The 13,534-nt window shown below is 47.9% G+C and carries 13 protein-coding genes; 2 read left to right on the forward strand and 11 right to left on the reverse strand.

Annotated elements, in window-relative coordinates:
• Positions 1–8: 8 nt before the first annotated feature.
• The 3 genes from MON40_RS06685 to ilvD form a co-directional block, all read right to left on the reverse strand.
• Entirely contained in the window at positions 9–785 is a 777-nt protein-coding gene (locus MON40_RS06685) for a hypothetical protein (RefSeq protein ID WP_039863009.1), read from the reverse strand.
• 159 nt (positions 786–944) lie between these two features.
• On the reverse strand, positions 945–1,568 hold the full coding sequence (locus MON40_RS06690) for an FMN-dependent NADH-azoreductase (RefSeq protein WP_003778586.1): 624 nt from the start codon (positions 1,566–1,568) through the stop codon (positions 945–947).
• 95 nt (positions 1,569–1,663) lie between these two features.
• The gene (gene ilvD, locus MON40_RS06695; RefSeq protein WP_003778588.1) at positions 1,664–3,523 is read right to left on the reverse strand and encodes a dihydroxy-acid dehydratase; all 1,860 of its coding nucleotides are present in this window, start codon (positions 3,521–3,523) and stop codon (positions 1,664–1,666) included.
• 392 nt (positions 3,524–3,915) lie between these two features.
• Here ilvD and MON40_RS06700 point away from each other — a divergent pair, with 392 nt between their 5' ends.
• Together MON40_RS06700 and MON40_RS06705 are read left to right on the forward strand one after the other, a co-directional pair.
• Positions 3,916–4,767 carry a hypothetical protein gene (locus MON40_RS06700; RefSeq protein WP_242926040.1) on the forward strand — a complete coding sequence of 284 codons (852 nt, stop codon included), beginning with the start codon at positions 3,916–3,918 and terminating at the stop codon, positions 4,765–4,767.
• 184 nt (positions 4,768–4,951) lie between these two features.
• Complete coding sequence (locus tag MON40_RS06705) at positions 4,952–5,308, forward strand: hypothetical protein (protein ID WP_070512066.1); 357 nt, start codon at positions 4,952–4,954, stop codon at positions 5,306–5,308.
• A gap of 164 nt (positions 5,309–5,472) precedes the next feature.
• Here the strand turns inward: MON40_RS06705 and MON40_RS06710 are convergent, their stop codons facing one another.
• The 8 genes from MON40_RS06710 to MON40_RS06745 form a co-directional block, all read right to left on the reverse strand.
• On the reverse strand, positions 5,473–6,303 hold the full coding sequence (locus MON40_RS06710; protein WP_003778593.1) for a symmetrical bis(5'-nucleosyl)-tetraphosphatase: 831 nt from the start codon (positions 6,301–6,303) through the stop codon (positions 5,473–5,475).
• Positions 6,304–6,383: 80 nt separating this feature from the next.
• The gene (locus MON40_RS06715) at positions 6,384–6,773 is read right to left on the reverse strand and encodes a RidA family protein (RefSeq protein WP_003756963.1); all 390 of its coding nucleotides are present in this window, start codon (positions 6,771–6,773) and stop codon (positions 6,384–6,386) included.
• Between the two features lie 178 nt (positions 6,774–6,951).
• Positions 6,952–8,118 carry a radical SAM family heme chaperone HemW gene (gene hemW, locus MON40_RS06720; protein WP_222811582.1) on the reverse strand — a complete coding sequence of 389 codons (1,167 nt, stop codon included), beginning with the start codon at positions 8,116–8,118 and terminating at the stop codon, positions 6,952–6,954.
• Between the two features lie 33 nt (positions 8,119–8,151).
• Complete coding sequence (locus MON40_RS06725; protein WP_003766999.1) at positions 8,152–8,679, reverse strand: HEPN domain-containing protein; 528 nt, start codon at positions 8,677–8,679, stop codon at positions 8,152–8,154.
• Between the two features lie 12 nt (positions 8,680–8,691).
• Complete coding sequence (locus MON40_RS06730; RefSeq protein ID WP_003766992.1) at positions 8,692–9,885, reverse strand: DUF262 domain-containing protein; 1,194 nt, start codon at positions 9,883–9,885, stop codon at positions 8,692–8,694.
• A gap of 210 nt (positions 9,886–10,095) precedes the next feature.
• A complete protein-coding gene (locus MON40_RS06735) occupies positions 10,096–10,740 on the reverse strand; it encodes a TonB-dependent receptor domain-containing protein (protein WP_094112929.1) in 645 nt (214 codons plus the stop codon).
• 102 nt (positions 10,741–10,842) lie between these two features.
• Positions 10,843–12,309: a surface lipoprotein assembly modifier gene (locus tag MON40_RS06740; protein ID WP_003778617.1), complete on the reverse strand. Its 1,467-nt coding sequence runs from the start codon at positions 12,307–12,309 to the stop codon at positions 10,843–10,845.
• 100 nt (positions 12,310–12,409) lie between these two features.
• Positions 12,410–13,336: a Slam-dependent surface lipoprotein gene (locus tag MON40_RS06745; RefSeq protein WP_003778619.1), complete on the reverse strand. Its 927-nt coding sequence runs from the start codon at positions 13,334–13,336 to the stop codon at positions 12,410–12,412.
• Positions 13,337–13,534: the final 198 nt, after the last annotated feature.

A 13,534-nucleotide genomic window follows, 5' to 3' on the forward strand; every position in this document is an offset into this window, starting at 1 on the left:
CGGCCTCATCAGTGGATGTCTATTCCTTTGCGTTTAAATTCATCCTCCAACTGCCGGATGTGCTGTTCCGCTTTGAGGAGCTGTCTGTAATCGTCGGGGTGCATCGTATCGCGCAGGTTCATGCTTTTCAGGCCGAGTTCGCCTATGCCTTGCACTTGGGACGCAGCCGTTTCCGTTATCCGTTGTTTTCCCGACCATCCGCCGGAGCCACTTATTTTGGTAATGCTGACTTGGCCTGAGGGCGCGTCGTAGAAGTTGTATGCGGTCGAGTCTTTGGGGTTGGGTTGGCCGTCCCGATAAAAGGTCGTCCATAGCAGTTTGTTGGTCTGTCTGGAATATTCCAGTTCGTGTCCCTGTATGTTGCCGTTGGCATCAAGGGTATAAAGTTTGACCAGTGGTCTGATCGTGGGGTGCTTCGAGTCGGTCGGCATCGGGTGGTAATTGCCTTCCCAGCAGCGTTGCATGCGGTCTGCAACAGGGGTGCAGTGTTTGGGGGTGCGTGTTTCGTTCAAACGGAGCCAGTTGTTGATTCTGGCGAGTTCTTCGGGTGAGGGGGGTGTGTATGAGCTGCTGTCTGACGGGCTGTCGTATGACGAACTCCTGTATGACGAGCTGCTTGGCGAATAGTCGGTGCATGTAGCGTTGCCATATACCTGCATGCAGTGCCCTATACGGTTCATTTGCTGTGCGTGCTCTCGGCGCAGTATGTTTTCGTCGGCTGCCGCGAATTGGCTTGCCGCCAATCCGCAGAATGCCAGCAGGATAGGCAAAATCGTTTTGCGCATGGGGTGGTTTCCGTTTCAAGGTAAAAATTCGAGTATTGGGGTTTAAGGGAATCCGCGCTTTTAAGCTGCCTGAATATTTGTTTGCGCGGATTGGGTTCGGGAAGATGGTGTGCAGGCTGCTTTTTCGGTTTTCAGACGGCCTCGGGTTGTCTGTGACTGTTAAGCGATAAAATGGTCGTACACGGCATCGATTTTTGCGCAGGCGCGTTGGACTGCGGCCTCCCAGTTGCCTGCCGTACCTTCGGCGTAAACGGTATCCACAGAAGCGAAGCCCAAGAAACCGCCAAGCAATGTTTTCAAATAGCTTGAGGCGAAATCCATTTGCGCCATCGGACCTTCGCTATAAACGCTGCCGCTGGTCTGCAACAGCAGTACTTTATGCTCGCCCATCAAACCTTTCGGTGTACCGTCTTCGCCGTAGCGGAAGGTTTCGCCGGGCATAACCAGATTGTCCAGCCAGTCTTTCAGGAGGGCGGGAATGGCGAAGTTATACATAGGGTAGGCGATAACGAGACGGCGGGCGGATTTGACTTGGTTCACGACCGACATCAGCTGAGCTTGCAGCGCAGCTTGTTCTTCGTTTGGTTGTTGCCCTTGAAACAGGGTAACAGTAAACATCTCCAGCACTGCCTTATCCAAAGGCTGAATATCTGCTTCTGCCAAATTGACCGTTTGCACGCTGCCTGCAGGCAGTTTGGTCAGCAGGTGGGCAACCATGCGATTGGTCGCGGAAGCAGTAGAATGTCGATCAGGATGTGCATTGATAATCAGGGTGTCAATCATTTTAGTTTCCTTTTTGGGGGTAGTTTAAGTGAGATAGGTTTTCAGACGGCCTCCGATACCGTATGGTCGTCTGAAACGTTTATTGCCGCAATGTTTTACCGTTCGATTTGGCTCACATCCCGCACCGCGCCTTTGTCGGCGGAAGTTGCCATCGCGCCGTAGGCACGCAGGGCGGCGGAGACGTAGCGGTCGCGGTTTTCCGGTTTCCACGCTTTGCTGCCGCGTGCTTCCATTTCGGCGCGGCGTTTTGCGAGTTCTTCGTCGGACACTTTCAGGTTAATGCTGCGGTTGGGGATGTCAATTTCAATCGTGTCGCCTTCGTGCACCAAGCCGATGGCGCCGCCTTCCGCCGCTTCGGGCGAAGCGTGGCCGATGGACAAACCTGATGTGCCGCCGGAGAAGCGTCCGTCGGTCAGCAGGGCGCAGGCTTTGCCGAGGCCTTTGGATTTTAGGTAGCTGGTCGGATACAGCATTTCCTGCATGCCCGGGCCGCCTTTGGGGCCTTCGTAGCGGATGATGACGATGTCGCCAGCGACGATTTGGTTGCCCAAAATGCCTTCGACGGCGGCTTCTTGGCTTTCAAACACGCGGGCGCGGCCGGTGAATTTGAGGATGCTCTCGTCCACGCCTGCGGTTTTCACCACGCAGCCGCGTTCGGCGATGTTGCCGAACAAGACCGCCAAACCGCCATCTTGCGAGTAGGCGTGTTCGACGTTGCGGATGCAGCCTTTTTCGCGGTCGAGGTCGAGGGTTTTCCACATGCGGTTTTGTGAGAACGCCTGGGTGGTGCGCACGCCGCCGGGAGCGGCTTTGAAGCGTTCGATTGCATGGGTGTTTTCGGGATTGGTCACGTCCCATTTTTCAATCGCGTCTTTCAGCGTCGGCGCGTGGATGGTGTACACGTCGGTGTACAGTTTGCCCGCTTTGTCCAATTCTTTCAGGATGGCGAAGATACCGCCGGCGCGGTGCACGTCTTCCATGTAGTAGTCGTGGTTGTTGGGCGCGGTTTTGCAGATGCAGGGCACGACGCGGCTCAGGCGGTCGATGTCGGCCATTTTGAAATCCACGCCTGCTTCGTTGGCAACGGCGAGCAAGTGCAGGATGGTGTTGGTAGAGCCGCCCATGGCGATGTCCATGGTCATGGCGTTTTCAAACGCTTTTTTGGTGGCAATGCTGCGCGGCAACACGGTTTCGTCGTTTTGCTCGTAATAGCGTTTGGTGATTTCGACAATCATGCGGCCGGCTTCGAGGAACAATTCTTTGCGGCCGGCGTGGGTGGCGAGGTAGGAGCCGTTGCCGGGCAGGGACAGGCCGAGCGCTTCGGTCAGGCAGTTCATGGAGTTGGCGGTGAACATGCCGGAGCAGGAGCCGCAGGTCGGGCAGGCGTTTTGTTCGACTTCTTCGACTTGCTGGTTGCTGACATTGTCGTCCGCCGATTCAATCATAGCGTCAATCAAGTCCAAGCGGCGTTCGGGCTGGATGTTGGCCACGCCGATGACCTTGCCCGCTTCCATCGGACCGCCGGAAACGAAAATGGTCGGGATATTCAGGCGCATGGCGGCAATCAGCATTCCGGGGGTGATTTTGTCGCAGTTGGAAATGCACACCAGCGCGTCGGCGCAGTGGGCGTTGACCATGTATTCGATAGAGTCGGCAATCAAATCGCGGCTGGGCAGGGAGTACAGCATGCCGCTGTGCCCCATGGCGATGCCGTCATCGATGGCGATGGTGTTGAATTCTTTGGCGATTGCGCCCGCTTTTTCGATTTCACGGGCAACCAGTTGACCCATGTTGTGCAGATGGACATGGCCGGGCACGAATTGGGTGAACGAGTTGGCAACGGCGATGATGGGCTTGCCGAAGTCGGTTTCCATCACGCCGGTGGCGCGCCACAATGCGCGCGCGCCCGCCATGTTGCGGCCGTGGGTGGAGGTTTTGGAGCGGTATTCTGGCATGGGGTATTCCTCAGAGGGGTGGTATTTTGAAAGACGAGCCGTCTGAAATAAAGGTATCGACTTGAGCAACCTTTGTTTCAGACGGCCTTTAGACCGGTATTTTATATGAAATACCGCATAATAAGAAATGCTTTAAGGCAAACGAAAGGTCGTCTGAAACAAGGTTTCGACTTTGCGAAAACTGTTTTTCAGACGACCTTGATGGCAAGAAATCCTAGCATTATTTACAGTTTTTGAAAGACAATACTTCCTTTGAAGCCGTCTCTCCCGATAGAGGCGCAATTAATTGATAAAGGCAAATTCAGAAAAGCAGGCAAGATGATCGATTATGAAATTAGTGAAGGGCATATTACCAAGACAGAAGGCCATAGATTAAATAGGAGATAAGCAAAATGTTGAAAATTTTGAATAATTCCTTAAATGGGATTACTTTGGGGCAAAGAAAGGTTGACTTAGATGATGCTACTTTAGATGAATCTAGTTGTTCATTAGAGTTTGATAGAAAGCACAAGATACAATCTGATTCACAAGTAATTACTTTATCATCTTCTGAAACTTGTGATGAATTTAGCTTAAATGGAAAAATTATTAACTTCTCCAATCTCGAAAAATTTGTAGAAGAGGAGAATCCTCTGGTAGAAATTTCGGATGAAGAAAAATATTTTTATACTTTTCCACAATATAATTTAGTTTTATATGTTGATTATAAAGATAAATTGTTTCTACAGGTATTAATTTACGATGAAAGTATAAAAGATTTATATGAAAATAGCGGGCAAAAATACTCAGACTTCCAAAAAAGTAAACTTAAAAGTCTAATTACATTTTATGGTAAATTGATATTTATTCCTTATAAGTCAGTGGGTAATTTGGAATTCAACAGTTCTCTATCGGATATTATAAAAGAATATGATATATTAGAAAAAATTATTCCTGATAAGAAAAATATCTTATGGATAAATAATTTTGCGCTTAGATTTGATAATGAAAAATTGACGCAAATTACAATTTTTTATGATAAAAAAGAAATTATTCCAATATATTATAATGAAATTAATATCTCATCAGAAAAAGGGCTTTCTGAATTATTAAATAAATATGATGGAATTGAAAGGGGAAAATCTAAATATCTTTTCAAAGAATTAGGTTTGGTTGTAGCAAAAGACTTCTCTGAGTTTCACTTTTTTGAACAATCATTATTAAAATTTTGGGCAAATTTACATAGAGCTATCACTAGTTGGTAATTGCAGGTCGTAAGTACGTAGCTCAATTAAACTCTGGATTACGATACATAGAATGTACGGAGTATCTGCATGTGTTTTTTGTTTTTCAGACGACCTCAATATCTTCTCTGAGGTCGTCTGAACTATCTGTTTTTTTATAGGAAAAGCGTTCTAAAGAAATTAGGCTTAGAATTGGAGAAAGTAAATGGGAAAGTTGTTGATTGGAGTAATTGGGACTATTTTGCTTTTGATAGGTGCTTCAAGTATGTCACATCCACTTGAAAAAAATATTCCATATAATGATTTGACTATTAGGTACTATTTAGGAATGAGTTTCCCTAAGTATAATCATCCTGCAAAATTGTATAATGAGATTAATTTGGATAAAGTAGATGAAATTAGAAAAAGCAAGGAAATTATATCTTATTATGTCGGATTTTATAGAGATGAAAAATTAATCAAATTTGATAAGTATATTAATAATAACAAAATAATGGGTTTTACCTATGAGTATGATGGCAGAGGAAATCTGATAAAAATATATCAAAATAACGTTGAATAAAATAAACAGATTGAGGCTGCGACTAACAAAACCGTGAGGTCGTCTGAAAATTAGTTTTCGGGCGACTTTCTTTTTATGCTGCCGAAAACGTGCTTCTACATTAACTGACTTCCACCCCCACCCACACACCGCCTTCAATGGTTATGCTTTTTCAATTTTATGGCTTATTTCAAAGCCGTTTTCCAGTCCAAACCGCCAAGGGATGGGACTTGGGTGATGCTGTGATCGGCAAGGTTGATGGCGGTCAGTTCGCCGCCCCAAAGCGCACCGGTGTCGAGGGAGAGGATGTTGTCGGTGTTCATAAAGCCCAGCGAAGACCAGTGTCCGAAGACGATGGTGTGGCTGAGGTTTTGCCTGTCGGGGGCTTTGAACCAAGGGCGCAGGTTCGCGGGCATTTTTTTGAGGGTGGATTTGTAGTCGTAATCGAGTTCGTTTTTCAGCGTCAGCGCGCGCATTCGGGTGAAGACGTTGAGAATCATGCGCAGGCGGTCGTAGCCGGTCAGATCGTCGCGCCATTCGGCGGGTTTGTTGCCGTACATTTTGGAGAAAAACTTTTTGTATTTTTTGCCGCGCAACTCGGCTTCGGTTTCGCTGGCGAGCAGTTCGGCGCGGGCGATGGTCCATTGGGGCAGGATGCCGGCGTGAACCATAACATGGCGCACGCCTTTGATCAGCAGGGGCTGGAAGCGCAGCCAATCGAGCATTTTTTTGCTGTCGGGGTGTTGGAGGATGGGGGTGATGGTGTCGCTGCGCTTGACAGTACCTTCGCCGTAGCCGACGGCAAGCAGATGCAGGTCGTGGTTGCCGAGAACCATGCGGACGCTGCTTTCGTGTTCCATGCAGAATTGGAGGACTTCGAGGGATTTGGGGCCGCGGTTGACGATGTCGCCGACGAGCCAGAGGGTGTCTGTACCGTGGTTGAAGTTGATTTTGTCGAGCAAAAGGGTGAGTTCGTCGAAGCAGCCTTGAATATCGCCGATTGCGTAGTGTGCCATTGTTGTTATTGTCCGATAGTGTGTGGTGTTTCAGACGACCTTTGGCTTGTGGGAGGTCGTCTGAAAACGGGTTGCGTGTCTTATGCGTTCAGTACCAGCACGGCTTCGGCTTCGACCTGCACGCCTTTAGGCAGGGAGGCGACACCGACGGCGGCGCGGGCGGGGAAGGGTTCTTGGATGAACTCTGCCATGACTTCGTTGAAGACGGCGAAGTTGGCAAGGTCGGTCAGGTAGGCGTTGAGTTTGACGATGTCGCCCAGTGTGCCGCCAGCGGCCTCGGCGACGGCTTGCAGGTTTTTAAAGACCTGGCGTGCTTCGGCACGGAAGTCGCCGTTGCCGACAACGGTCATGGTGGCGGGATCGAGGGGAATTTGACCGCTCATGTAAACGGTGTCGCCCGCGCGCACGGCTTGGCTGTATGCGCCGATGGCGGCGGGGGCTTTGTCAGTGTGGATGATGGTTTTGGACATGATTTTCTCCTGTTGTCGGGGTCGTCTGAAAGTGGGGGGGGCTTCGATAAAAACGGTGTCGATTATCGTATAAAACCGAGTGATTGTGTAGGGTATTGACGTTTTCAGACGGCCTGATAAAGCGGCAGCCCGAAGATGTTTCAGTTTGGCGCGTCAAGGCCGTCTGAAAAAGTAGGTGCTATAAAAAGCATTGCAACAAATCGTTTAAAAACAACCGTCCCCGTTCGGTCGGGCGGAACACGGTCGGGTCGGTTTCCAGCAGACCTTTTTGCCTTGCTGTTTCGATTTGCGCCATGATTTTGGCGGCGGGTACGCCTGTGCGCTCCTGCAACATCGCGGCGGGTACGCCGTCGGTCAGGCGCAGGGCGTTCATCATGAACTCGAACGGCAAATCTTCGGCGGCAACGGTTTTGCGTTCAACGGCTTCACTCGGCTGGCTTTGCATTAGAGCGAGGTAGTCGTTGGGATGGCGGCGGCGGACGGTGCGCTCGATGCGGTCGGGGTAGGAGATTTTGCCGTGCGCGCCCGCGCCTATGCCCAAATAATCGCCGAACTGCCAGTAGTTCAAATTGTGGCGGCACTGCATGGCGGGTTTCGCAAAAGCCGATGTTTCGTAGTGGATAAAGCCCGCGCCTTCCAACGCGCCGTGTACCGCGTCTTCGATGTCGAGGGCGGCTTCGTCTTGCGGCAAACCTTTCGGCGGCGTATGACCGAACGGCGTGTTCGGCTCCATCGTCAGATGATACGCGCTGATGTGGGTCGCGCCCGTAGCGATGGTGGTTTGCACGTCATCCAATGCCGTCTGAACAGTCTGGTTCGGCAGTGCGTACATCAAGTCGATATTGACTTTATCAAATAATTTCAAGGCGGTGTCGATGGCGGTTAGGGCTTCTTTGCCGTTGTGGACGCGCCCCAGCCACGCAAGCATATCGTCGTTGAAACTTTGCACGCCAATAGAAAGCCGCGTGATACCCGCATCTTTAAATCCTTGAAATTTCTCAATTTCAAACGTGCCCGGATTGGCTTCCAACGTAATTTCCGCTTCCGGCTGCAAGCGCAACAGCGAACGCACGCCGCTCAACAAACGGTCAATCGACTCCGCCTGAAACAGGCTGGGCGTACCGCCGCCGAAAAATATCGTTTCCACCGGTCTGCCCCAAATATTGGGCAATTCGAGCTGCAAATCGGTCAGCAGCGCGTCGATATAGGCGGCTTCGGGCAATCCGTTTTTCAGGCTGTGGGAATTGAAGTCGCAATACGGGCATTTTTTGATGCACCACGGGATGTGGATGTAGAGTGACAGGGGCGGCAGGGCGGTGAGTTGTCCGGGATGCCGAAAGGTAATATTATGTTTCACGTTGTTAGATTTTTTGTGTTCTCAAATATGGTTAAATTCTCTAAATAATTTAGGTAGTCTATCAATAATTTTAATTGCTTCTTTGTAGCTAGAATAGAGTTCATCTGAAGTTTTTTCAAGTGAAAATGCTGCAAAATTTTGATGAACTAAGCGGTTTCTATCTAAACCAAGTTCAAGAAATTTTTTTATTGATTCTTCTAGGTCTTCATCTTTAATTTTTCCAGTAGCATATTTTTTAAAAGACTCTCCAAAGATTCTTAAAAAAGAATTGATATTTTTCTCTTCCCACCTAAACCATGTATGATACTGTCTACTAATAAATTTATTTCTTACTAGCTCAGAAATGATATGTTTTTCATGAGTTTGTTCTTGTACATATTCAAGAACACAATTGGTAATTCGATCTTCAAAATAACTTGAAATGGCCAGCAATAGGGTTTTACGATAGATTTCATCAGTAGAAACTGATAAAGATATTTCCTTATTGTCTTCAAGAAATTTTTTGAGTTCTTTGTGATCTTCGTATATTCTATCAATAATATCCTTCATGATAGAAGGTTCCTATACTTTTAATGAAATAATCTGTTTAGCTTTTTCTAGTCTTTTAGCTACTTTGGTAGCATGAGCAGTACCTTTTAGTAGAGCCTCAGAGAATTCTTCATCCTCAGCTAATTTTTTGATACTATTTTCTTCGATAAAGCCTTCAATTAATTTATTTTCATCAGGGGAGAAAAACTTTTTAGCTACGGCATAAAAAACAGCCTCAAATATGCCGACATTGAATAAATTTCCTCTTGATCTACTTCTAAAAATCTTAGGGTCGAGATCCCGGCAGGCGGTTATAAAAGAGTTAAATAAATCTAATAAGTATTTATTATATTCATTTGAATATTTAGAACATTTTTCCGAAAATTGGTTTAAAAACCTAGTCATTGATGGTCGATAGTTTTCACTATCAATAAGCATAGCAAAAGATCGTAGAAGAATTTCTATATCTTTCATATGTAAATCAGGTTCTGGTGAACCCAATAAATTCCTCCAGTTAGAATTGTTATTTATCTTGAAAAGCATCTTGTAAAAATCTGAGTGATACATACTGGTACGGATTTCTTGTGCTTTCAAATTCATTCCGCCAGTATTCAATCTATTAAAAACTTCAAACATTGAAGAATTATCATTAGATGGCGCATTTTGTTTTACTATAATATTTCTGATTGGTCGTAAATCTAATTGTAGTTTAAATTCCCCAAGAGTTGAGTAGTTCATTCCATGAAATTTATTTTTTTTGTCAGATAGTTGACTAGGTAATTTAAGGTTGAAAGGAGTAAAATATTCATCATCATGCAATACTTCTTCAGGAATTTTTCCTTCTCTATCAAAAATATTACGTAAAGCAGAGCGTTTTTCTTTTTTAGGAAAACGTTTTTTCATAAAGTAATATATTGACATTAATCGTTGTTGCCCATCGATAACTAAAAATTTATTTCTTTCTTGTTCATATAGAAATAATTGGGGTACTGGAAGGCCTAATAATAATGATTCAATTAATTTAGATGACCTACCGATATCCCAAACAAAATTTCTTTGAAATCCAGGTATGATGACAGCTCCTGATTCAATAAAACTATTTAATGTCATAACATTAAAATCATTGGGAGTTGCTGTAATATCATATTCATCTATATCTAAATTTTCACATTCATTTTCTGCATAATCATCAATCTGTAATGAGTTAATTTTTTCATAAGTTTCCATATTGCTAACCTTAAAGTATGTAGAAATATAACTGATTTTATTATGAAATATTTATTTTTTGCAACAATTCCCGTAACGCCTGCCCCCTGAGGCTTTTGGCAATCATGGGTTGCGGGTCGTTTACGTGGCAGGCAGAAACGCAGGCATCATAGCAGCTTTTGTTGGAGAGGTCGTCTGAAATTTTCAGATGACCTTTCAAGCATTGCCCCGTCAGAATTTGCCTGTAAATCCGACGGTAACCGCCCGTCCCGGTGCGGGGATGGGGACGTTGGACATGGGGTCGAGGTAGTAGCGGTTGGTCAGGTTGCTGACGCTGAAGTTCATGCTCAGGTTTTTGCCGAAGTTGTAGCGTCCGTAAGCATCCAATACCAAGGCGGAACGCCAGTGGTAGGGGCGGCCTGATGCCTGCATGATCCGTGCCAAGCCCTGACGTGCCAGTTCGTCCTGCTGGTCGGTATCGACGGTGCTGTGGTAGATGCCGCGCATACCCAGTTCCAGCCTGTTGTTGAAGCGGCGGGTGCCGACATCGAGGTTGAGCGAGTATTTCGGCTGCATGGTTTGATAGAAACGGGTGGCACCGAAGCCGCCATCGATACATTTGGGGATGCGGTTGTTATAGACGTCGTAGTTGAAGGCGGTCGATTTGTCGCAGGTGCGCTGCTTTAAGCGGTAGTTCGCGCCGAACGAGGCAAACCATTTGCCGCTGTCGATACGGCTTTGCAGCTCGATGCCGCTGGTCTGTTTCTTGTCGTATTGGGTCAGGTTTTTGTTTTCGGTAATGTCGATGGCGTTTTTGATGGTGTTGTTGTAGTAGGTCAGGCGGATGGTAGCAATCTGGATCGATTTGGGCGGTATACGGTTTAGGAAAGGTCGTTTGAAAACTTTTCAGATATTTTAGTCTAGTCGGGAATTTTTAAAAATCGTGATTGGTTTGGATAGAAATTCTGAATAAATAAATTAAAAACGGTATCTCAAATTCAGTGCGATTTCATTCTGTCGGTAAACATAAAAATCCGAATTACTGCGGCTGACCGTCCGCTTGAATCTTAATTCGGGAGAGATGTTTTTAAACTGCCATTTCGATGCGCCCAAAGCGGCGGTAAAAATGGTCTGCCTGTCGCGGCGGCGTTCGCCGTCGGTGTGGTAGCTGCCTTCGTCGTAGCGGCTGAGGCGGTGAAGGGCTGCGGCGTTGAGATAGATACTGTTGCCGAAAATTTTATAGCCGCCGATGCGGGCGGTGTATTCCCTGCTGCGGGCAAACGCGTCGGGATACTTGCGGCGGGTAAGGTCGATGCCGCCGAACAGTCCGAGGCCGTCTGAAAACGTGTAGCCCAATCCTGCGCCGGAAGTATAAAGGCTGTAGTCGCTGTAATATCCGCGCTCGCTTTCCAGATATTTGACCCGTTTGCCTTCCAGTCGGGCGTTGACCGACCATTTGCGCCCCAAATTCCGTTCCCAGTTTATATCCGCGCCCCATGCGCGGTAACGGCTGCGGCCGCCGCGAAAGTAATGTTCGAAATACGGGGTCAGCGTCAGGTCGTCGTTGGCATCGGCGTATTGGTAGCCGGCGGACAGCAGGGCGGTGTTTTCACTGTATTTTTCAATCGGTTCGCTTTGGGTGTCGGCGCGGTCAAATCGGCTGCCGTAGGCAATAGGGCGCAGGATGAGGTTGTGATGGCCCTTGAGCGGAACGGATTTCGAGGCGGCGGCGCTGTATTGCCAAAACGCCGAGCCGACGGGCTTGGGCAGGGAGCGGTAGCTGAAACATTCGCCCATAAATTCGCCCACGCATTCGCGTTTGCCGTTGCCTTGATTGATGTTGTCGCTGTAACCGCGCCCGACGGAAATATCGACGTGCCAGCGGCTGCGTTTGTCGAGGATGTCGAGATAGTTTTGCACCGTCTCTTTGGTTTCAGATGGCATCCCGCCTTGCAAAACCTTTTCGAAACCGGCTTTTGCTTCGCGGGTCTGATTGTCTTCACCGTAAAGCCGTGCCAGTTCCAACCCTATGCGGACATCGCTGGGCGCAGCCTGTTGCGCCGCTTTCATCTTTTCCAGCGCGCCGGAAACATCGCCTTGCGAACGCGCCAGCAGCCCTTCGGCCATCAGTACCAGATGCGGTTTGTGGCCGGAAAGGATGCGGTAGTGCGTCAGAAATTCCCTCACTTTGTTCCACTGCCTGTCGTTGACCGCGTAATAAATGCCCAAGGCCAAATCGTGTTCCGTGTGCGGCACATGATAAGTCTCGCCGCCGATGTCAATGCGGCTTTCATCTGAAAGGCCGTCTGAAAATGCTTCCGCTTCCTGATACTGCCTGATTTGACGCTGAACCCCGTCGCGCAGCATACGCGTGTCGTCATCGTCGGCAAAGGCGGGGATGGAAAGGGGGAGCAGCAGGGCAAACAGGCAGGCGCGGTTTTTCATTTCGGGTTTCCACAATATAGGGGAAGCCGAATCACATCATCGGCTTCCCCATCCTTAAAATCCATCGGCAATCCTTTTGAATACATGTTTTCAGACGGCCTCAACGCTTGCGTCCGCCGAATGCCACGTCGTCTGCCGCACCTGCTTTACGGGTGGCGATACCTGCCATTGCCGCCGCGCCTTTGCCGTAGAATTGCCCCTTCATACCTTGGGCGGTATCGGCAAACGTGCCTTTGGTATTGTCGATTTTTGCTTTGTCAAAGCTGATTCTGTCCGCACCGCGCGCAATCTGGCCGCCCATTGTTCCTTGAGTTGTCGTACCGAATTTTGCCGTAACCGTGCCGCGGTAGAAATCGTTTGCGCCGGGCGTGTGTTTGTTGATGCCGACCACATCGTAGGTTGCCGTTGCCAAGCCTTGAGTCCGTCCGGTCGGATTGTCGCCGGCATACCATACTGTGCGGCGGGCGTCGGCCATGTTCAGGTTGGTATCATTGTCCGGAACGGTACCGCCTTTTCGCGGTGCCCATTCGCCGAAATAAACCCCGCTGCCGTCGGGCAGGTTTTTGACTTGACCGATAACTAGGCCGCCGAATTCAGGCAGTGTTCCTGCTTTGGCCATACGGCGAACGCTGTACACATCAATATTGGTGCCGCGTTTTTCATACCAAGTTTGCCCAATTTTGGCATCCCTTAATGAAGGAATCGGAATAAGGTTGCCTAAAGGAACAATAGCGGGGGTAAGGTATTTGGGATTGGTCTTGCCGTTTACCGAGACATTATAGTTATTACCGTTAATCGGTTTATTGGTATGAACTTTGTTGATGTATTTGACCGGACCGTTGCCTATGTTGATACGGATTGCTCCTTTGTTGATTCGCAAAGCTGCTTTACCCGCACCAAATGGTAAGACAGTGGAAGGAAGTCTTGTTTCAACGGTGGATTCATTTGAAGAGTCTCCTGAAGGGGTGGCATGGACGGTTGCAGATACAATCCAAGCTAAAGCTGTGACCAATAATTTCAGTTTCATTGCTATCACCTTTTAGTAAAGAATATGCCGTTTGCGGAACAGCACGACCGTTTTGCGTTAGGGCGCAAAATTTTGCGGCAGGAGGCTTGAATTGGAAACCTATCTTTGTTCTTTATTTGGGTAGTGGCTAAATTAAATTTAGAAAATATTGAAAATTTTTTGTAAGTTTTATCTTTTTTTGTATTGAGAATAGATATT

This window comes from Neisseria macacae ATCC 33926, assembly GCF_022749495.1.
Classification (GTDB): domain Bacteria; phylum Pseudomonadota; class Gammaproteobacteria; order Burkholderiales; family Neisseriaceae; genus Neisseria; species Neisseria macacae.

Excerpts from the sequence above, each read along its gene's own strand:
- MON40_RS06730 (WP_003766992.1), bottom strand. The coding sequence starts at position 9,885 with ATGGAAACTTATGAAAAAATTAACTCATTACAGATTGATGATTATGCA.
- MON40_RS06705 (WP_070512066.1), top strand. The coding sequence starts at position 4,952 with ATGGGAAAGTTGTTGATTGGAGTAATTGGGACTATTTTGCTTTTGATA.
- MON40_RS06700 (WP_242926040.1), top strand. The coding sequence starts at position 3,916 with ATGTTGAAAATTTTGAATAATTCCTTAAATGGGATTACTTTGGGGCAA.
- MON40_RS06740 (WP_003778617.1), bottom strand. The coding sequence starts at position 12,309 with ATGAAAAACCGCGCCTGCCTGTTTGCCCTGCTGCTCCCCCTTTCCATC.
- MON40_RS06710 (WP_003778593.1), bottom strand. The coding sequence starts at position 6,303 with ATGGCACACTACGCAATCGGCGATATTCAAGGCTGCTTCGACGAACTC.
- MON40_RS06745 (WP_003778619.1), bottom strand. The coding sequence starts at position 13,336 with ATGAAACTGAAATTATTGGTCACAGCTTTAGCTTGGATTGTATCTGCA.
- ilvD (WP_003778588.1), bottom strand. The coding sequence starts at position 3,523 with ATGCCAGAATACCGCTCCAAAACCTCCACCCACGGCCGCAACATGGCG.
- MON40_RS06685 (WP_039863009.1), bottom strand. The coding sequence starts at position 785 with ATGCGCAAAACGATTTTGCCTATCCTGCTGGCATTCTGCGGATTGGCG.
- MON40_RS06715 (WP_003756963.1), bottom strand. The coding sequence starts at position 6,773 with ATGTCCAAAACCATCATCCACACTGACAAAGCCCCCGCCGCCATCGGC.
- MON40_RS06725 (WP_003766999.1), bottom strand. The coding sequence starts at position 8,679 with ATGAAGGATATTATTGATAGAATATACGAAGATCACAAAGAACTCAAA.
- MON40_RS06690 (WP_003778586.1), bottom strand. The coding sequence starts at position 1,568 with ATGATTGACACCCTGATTATCAATGCACATCCTGATCGACATTCTACT.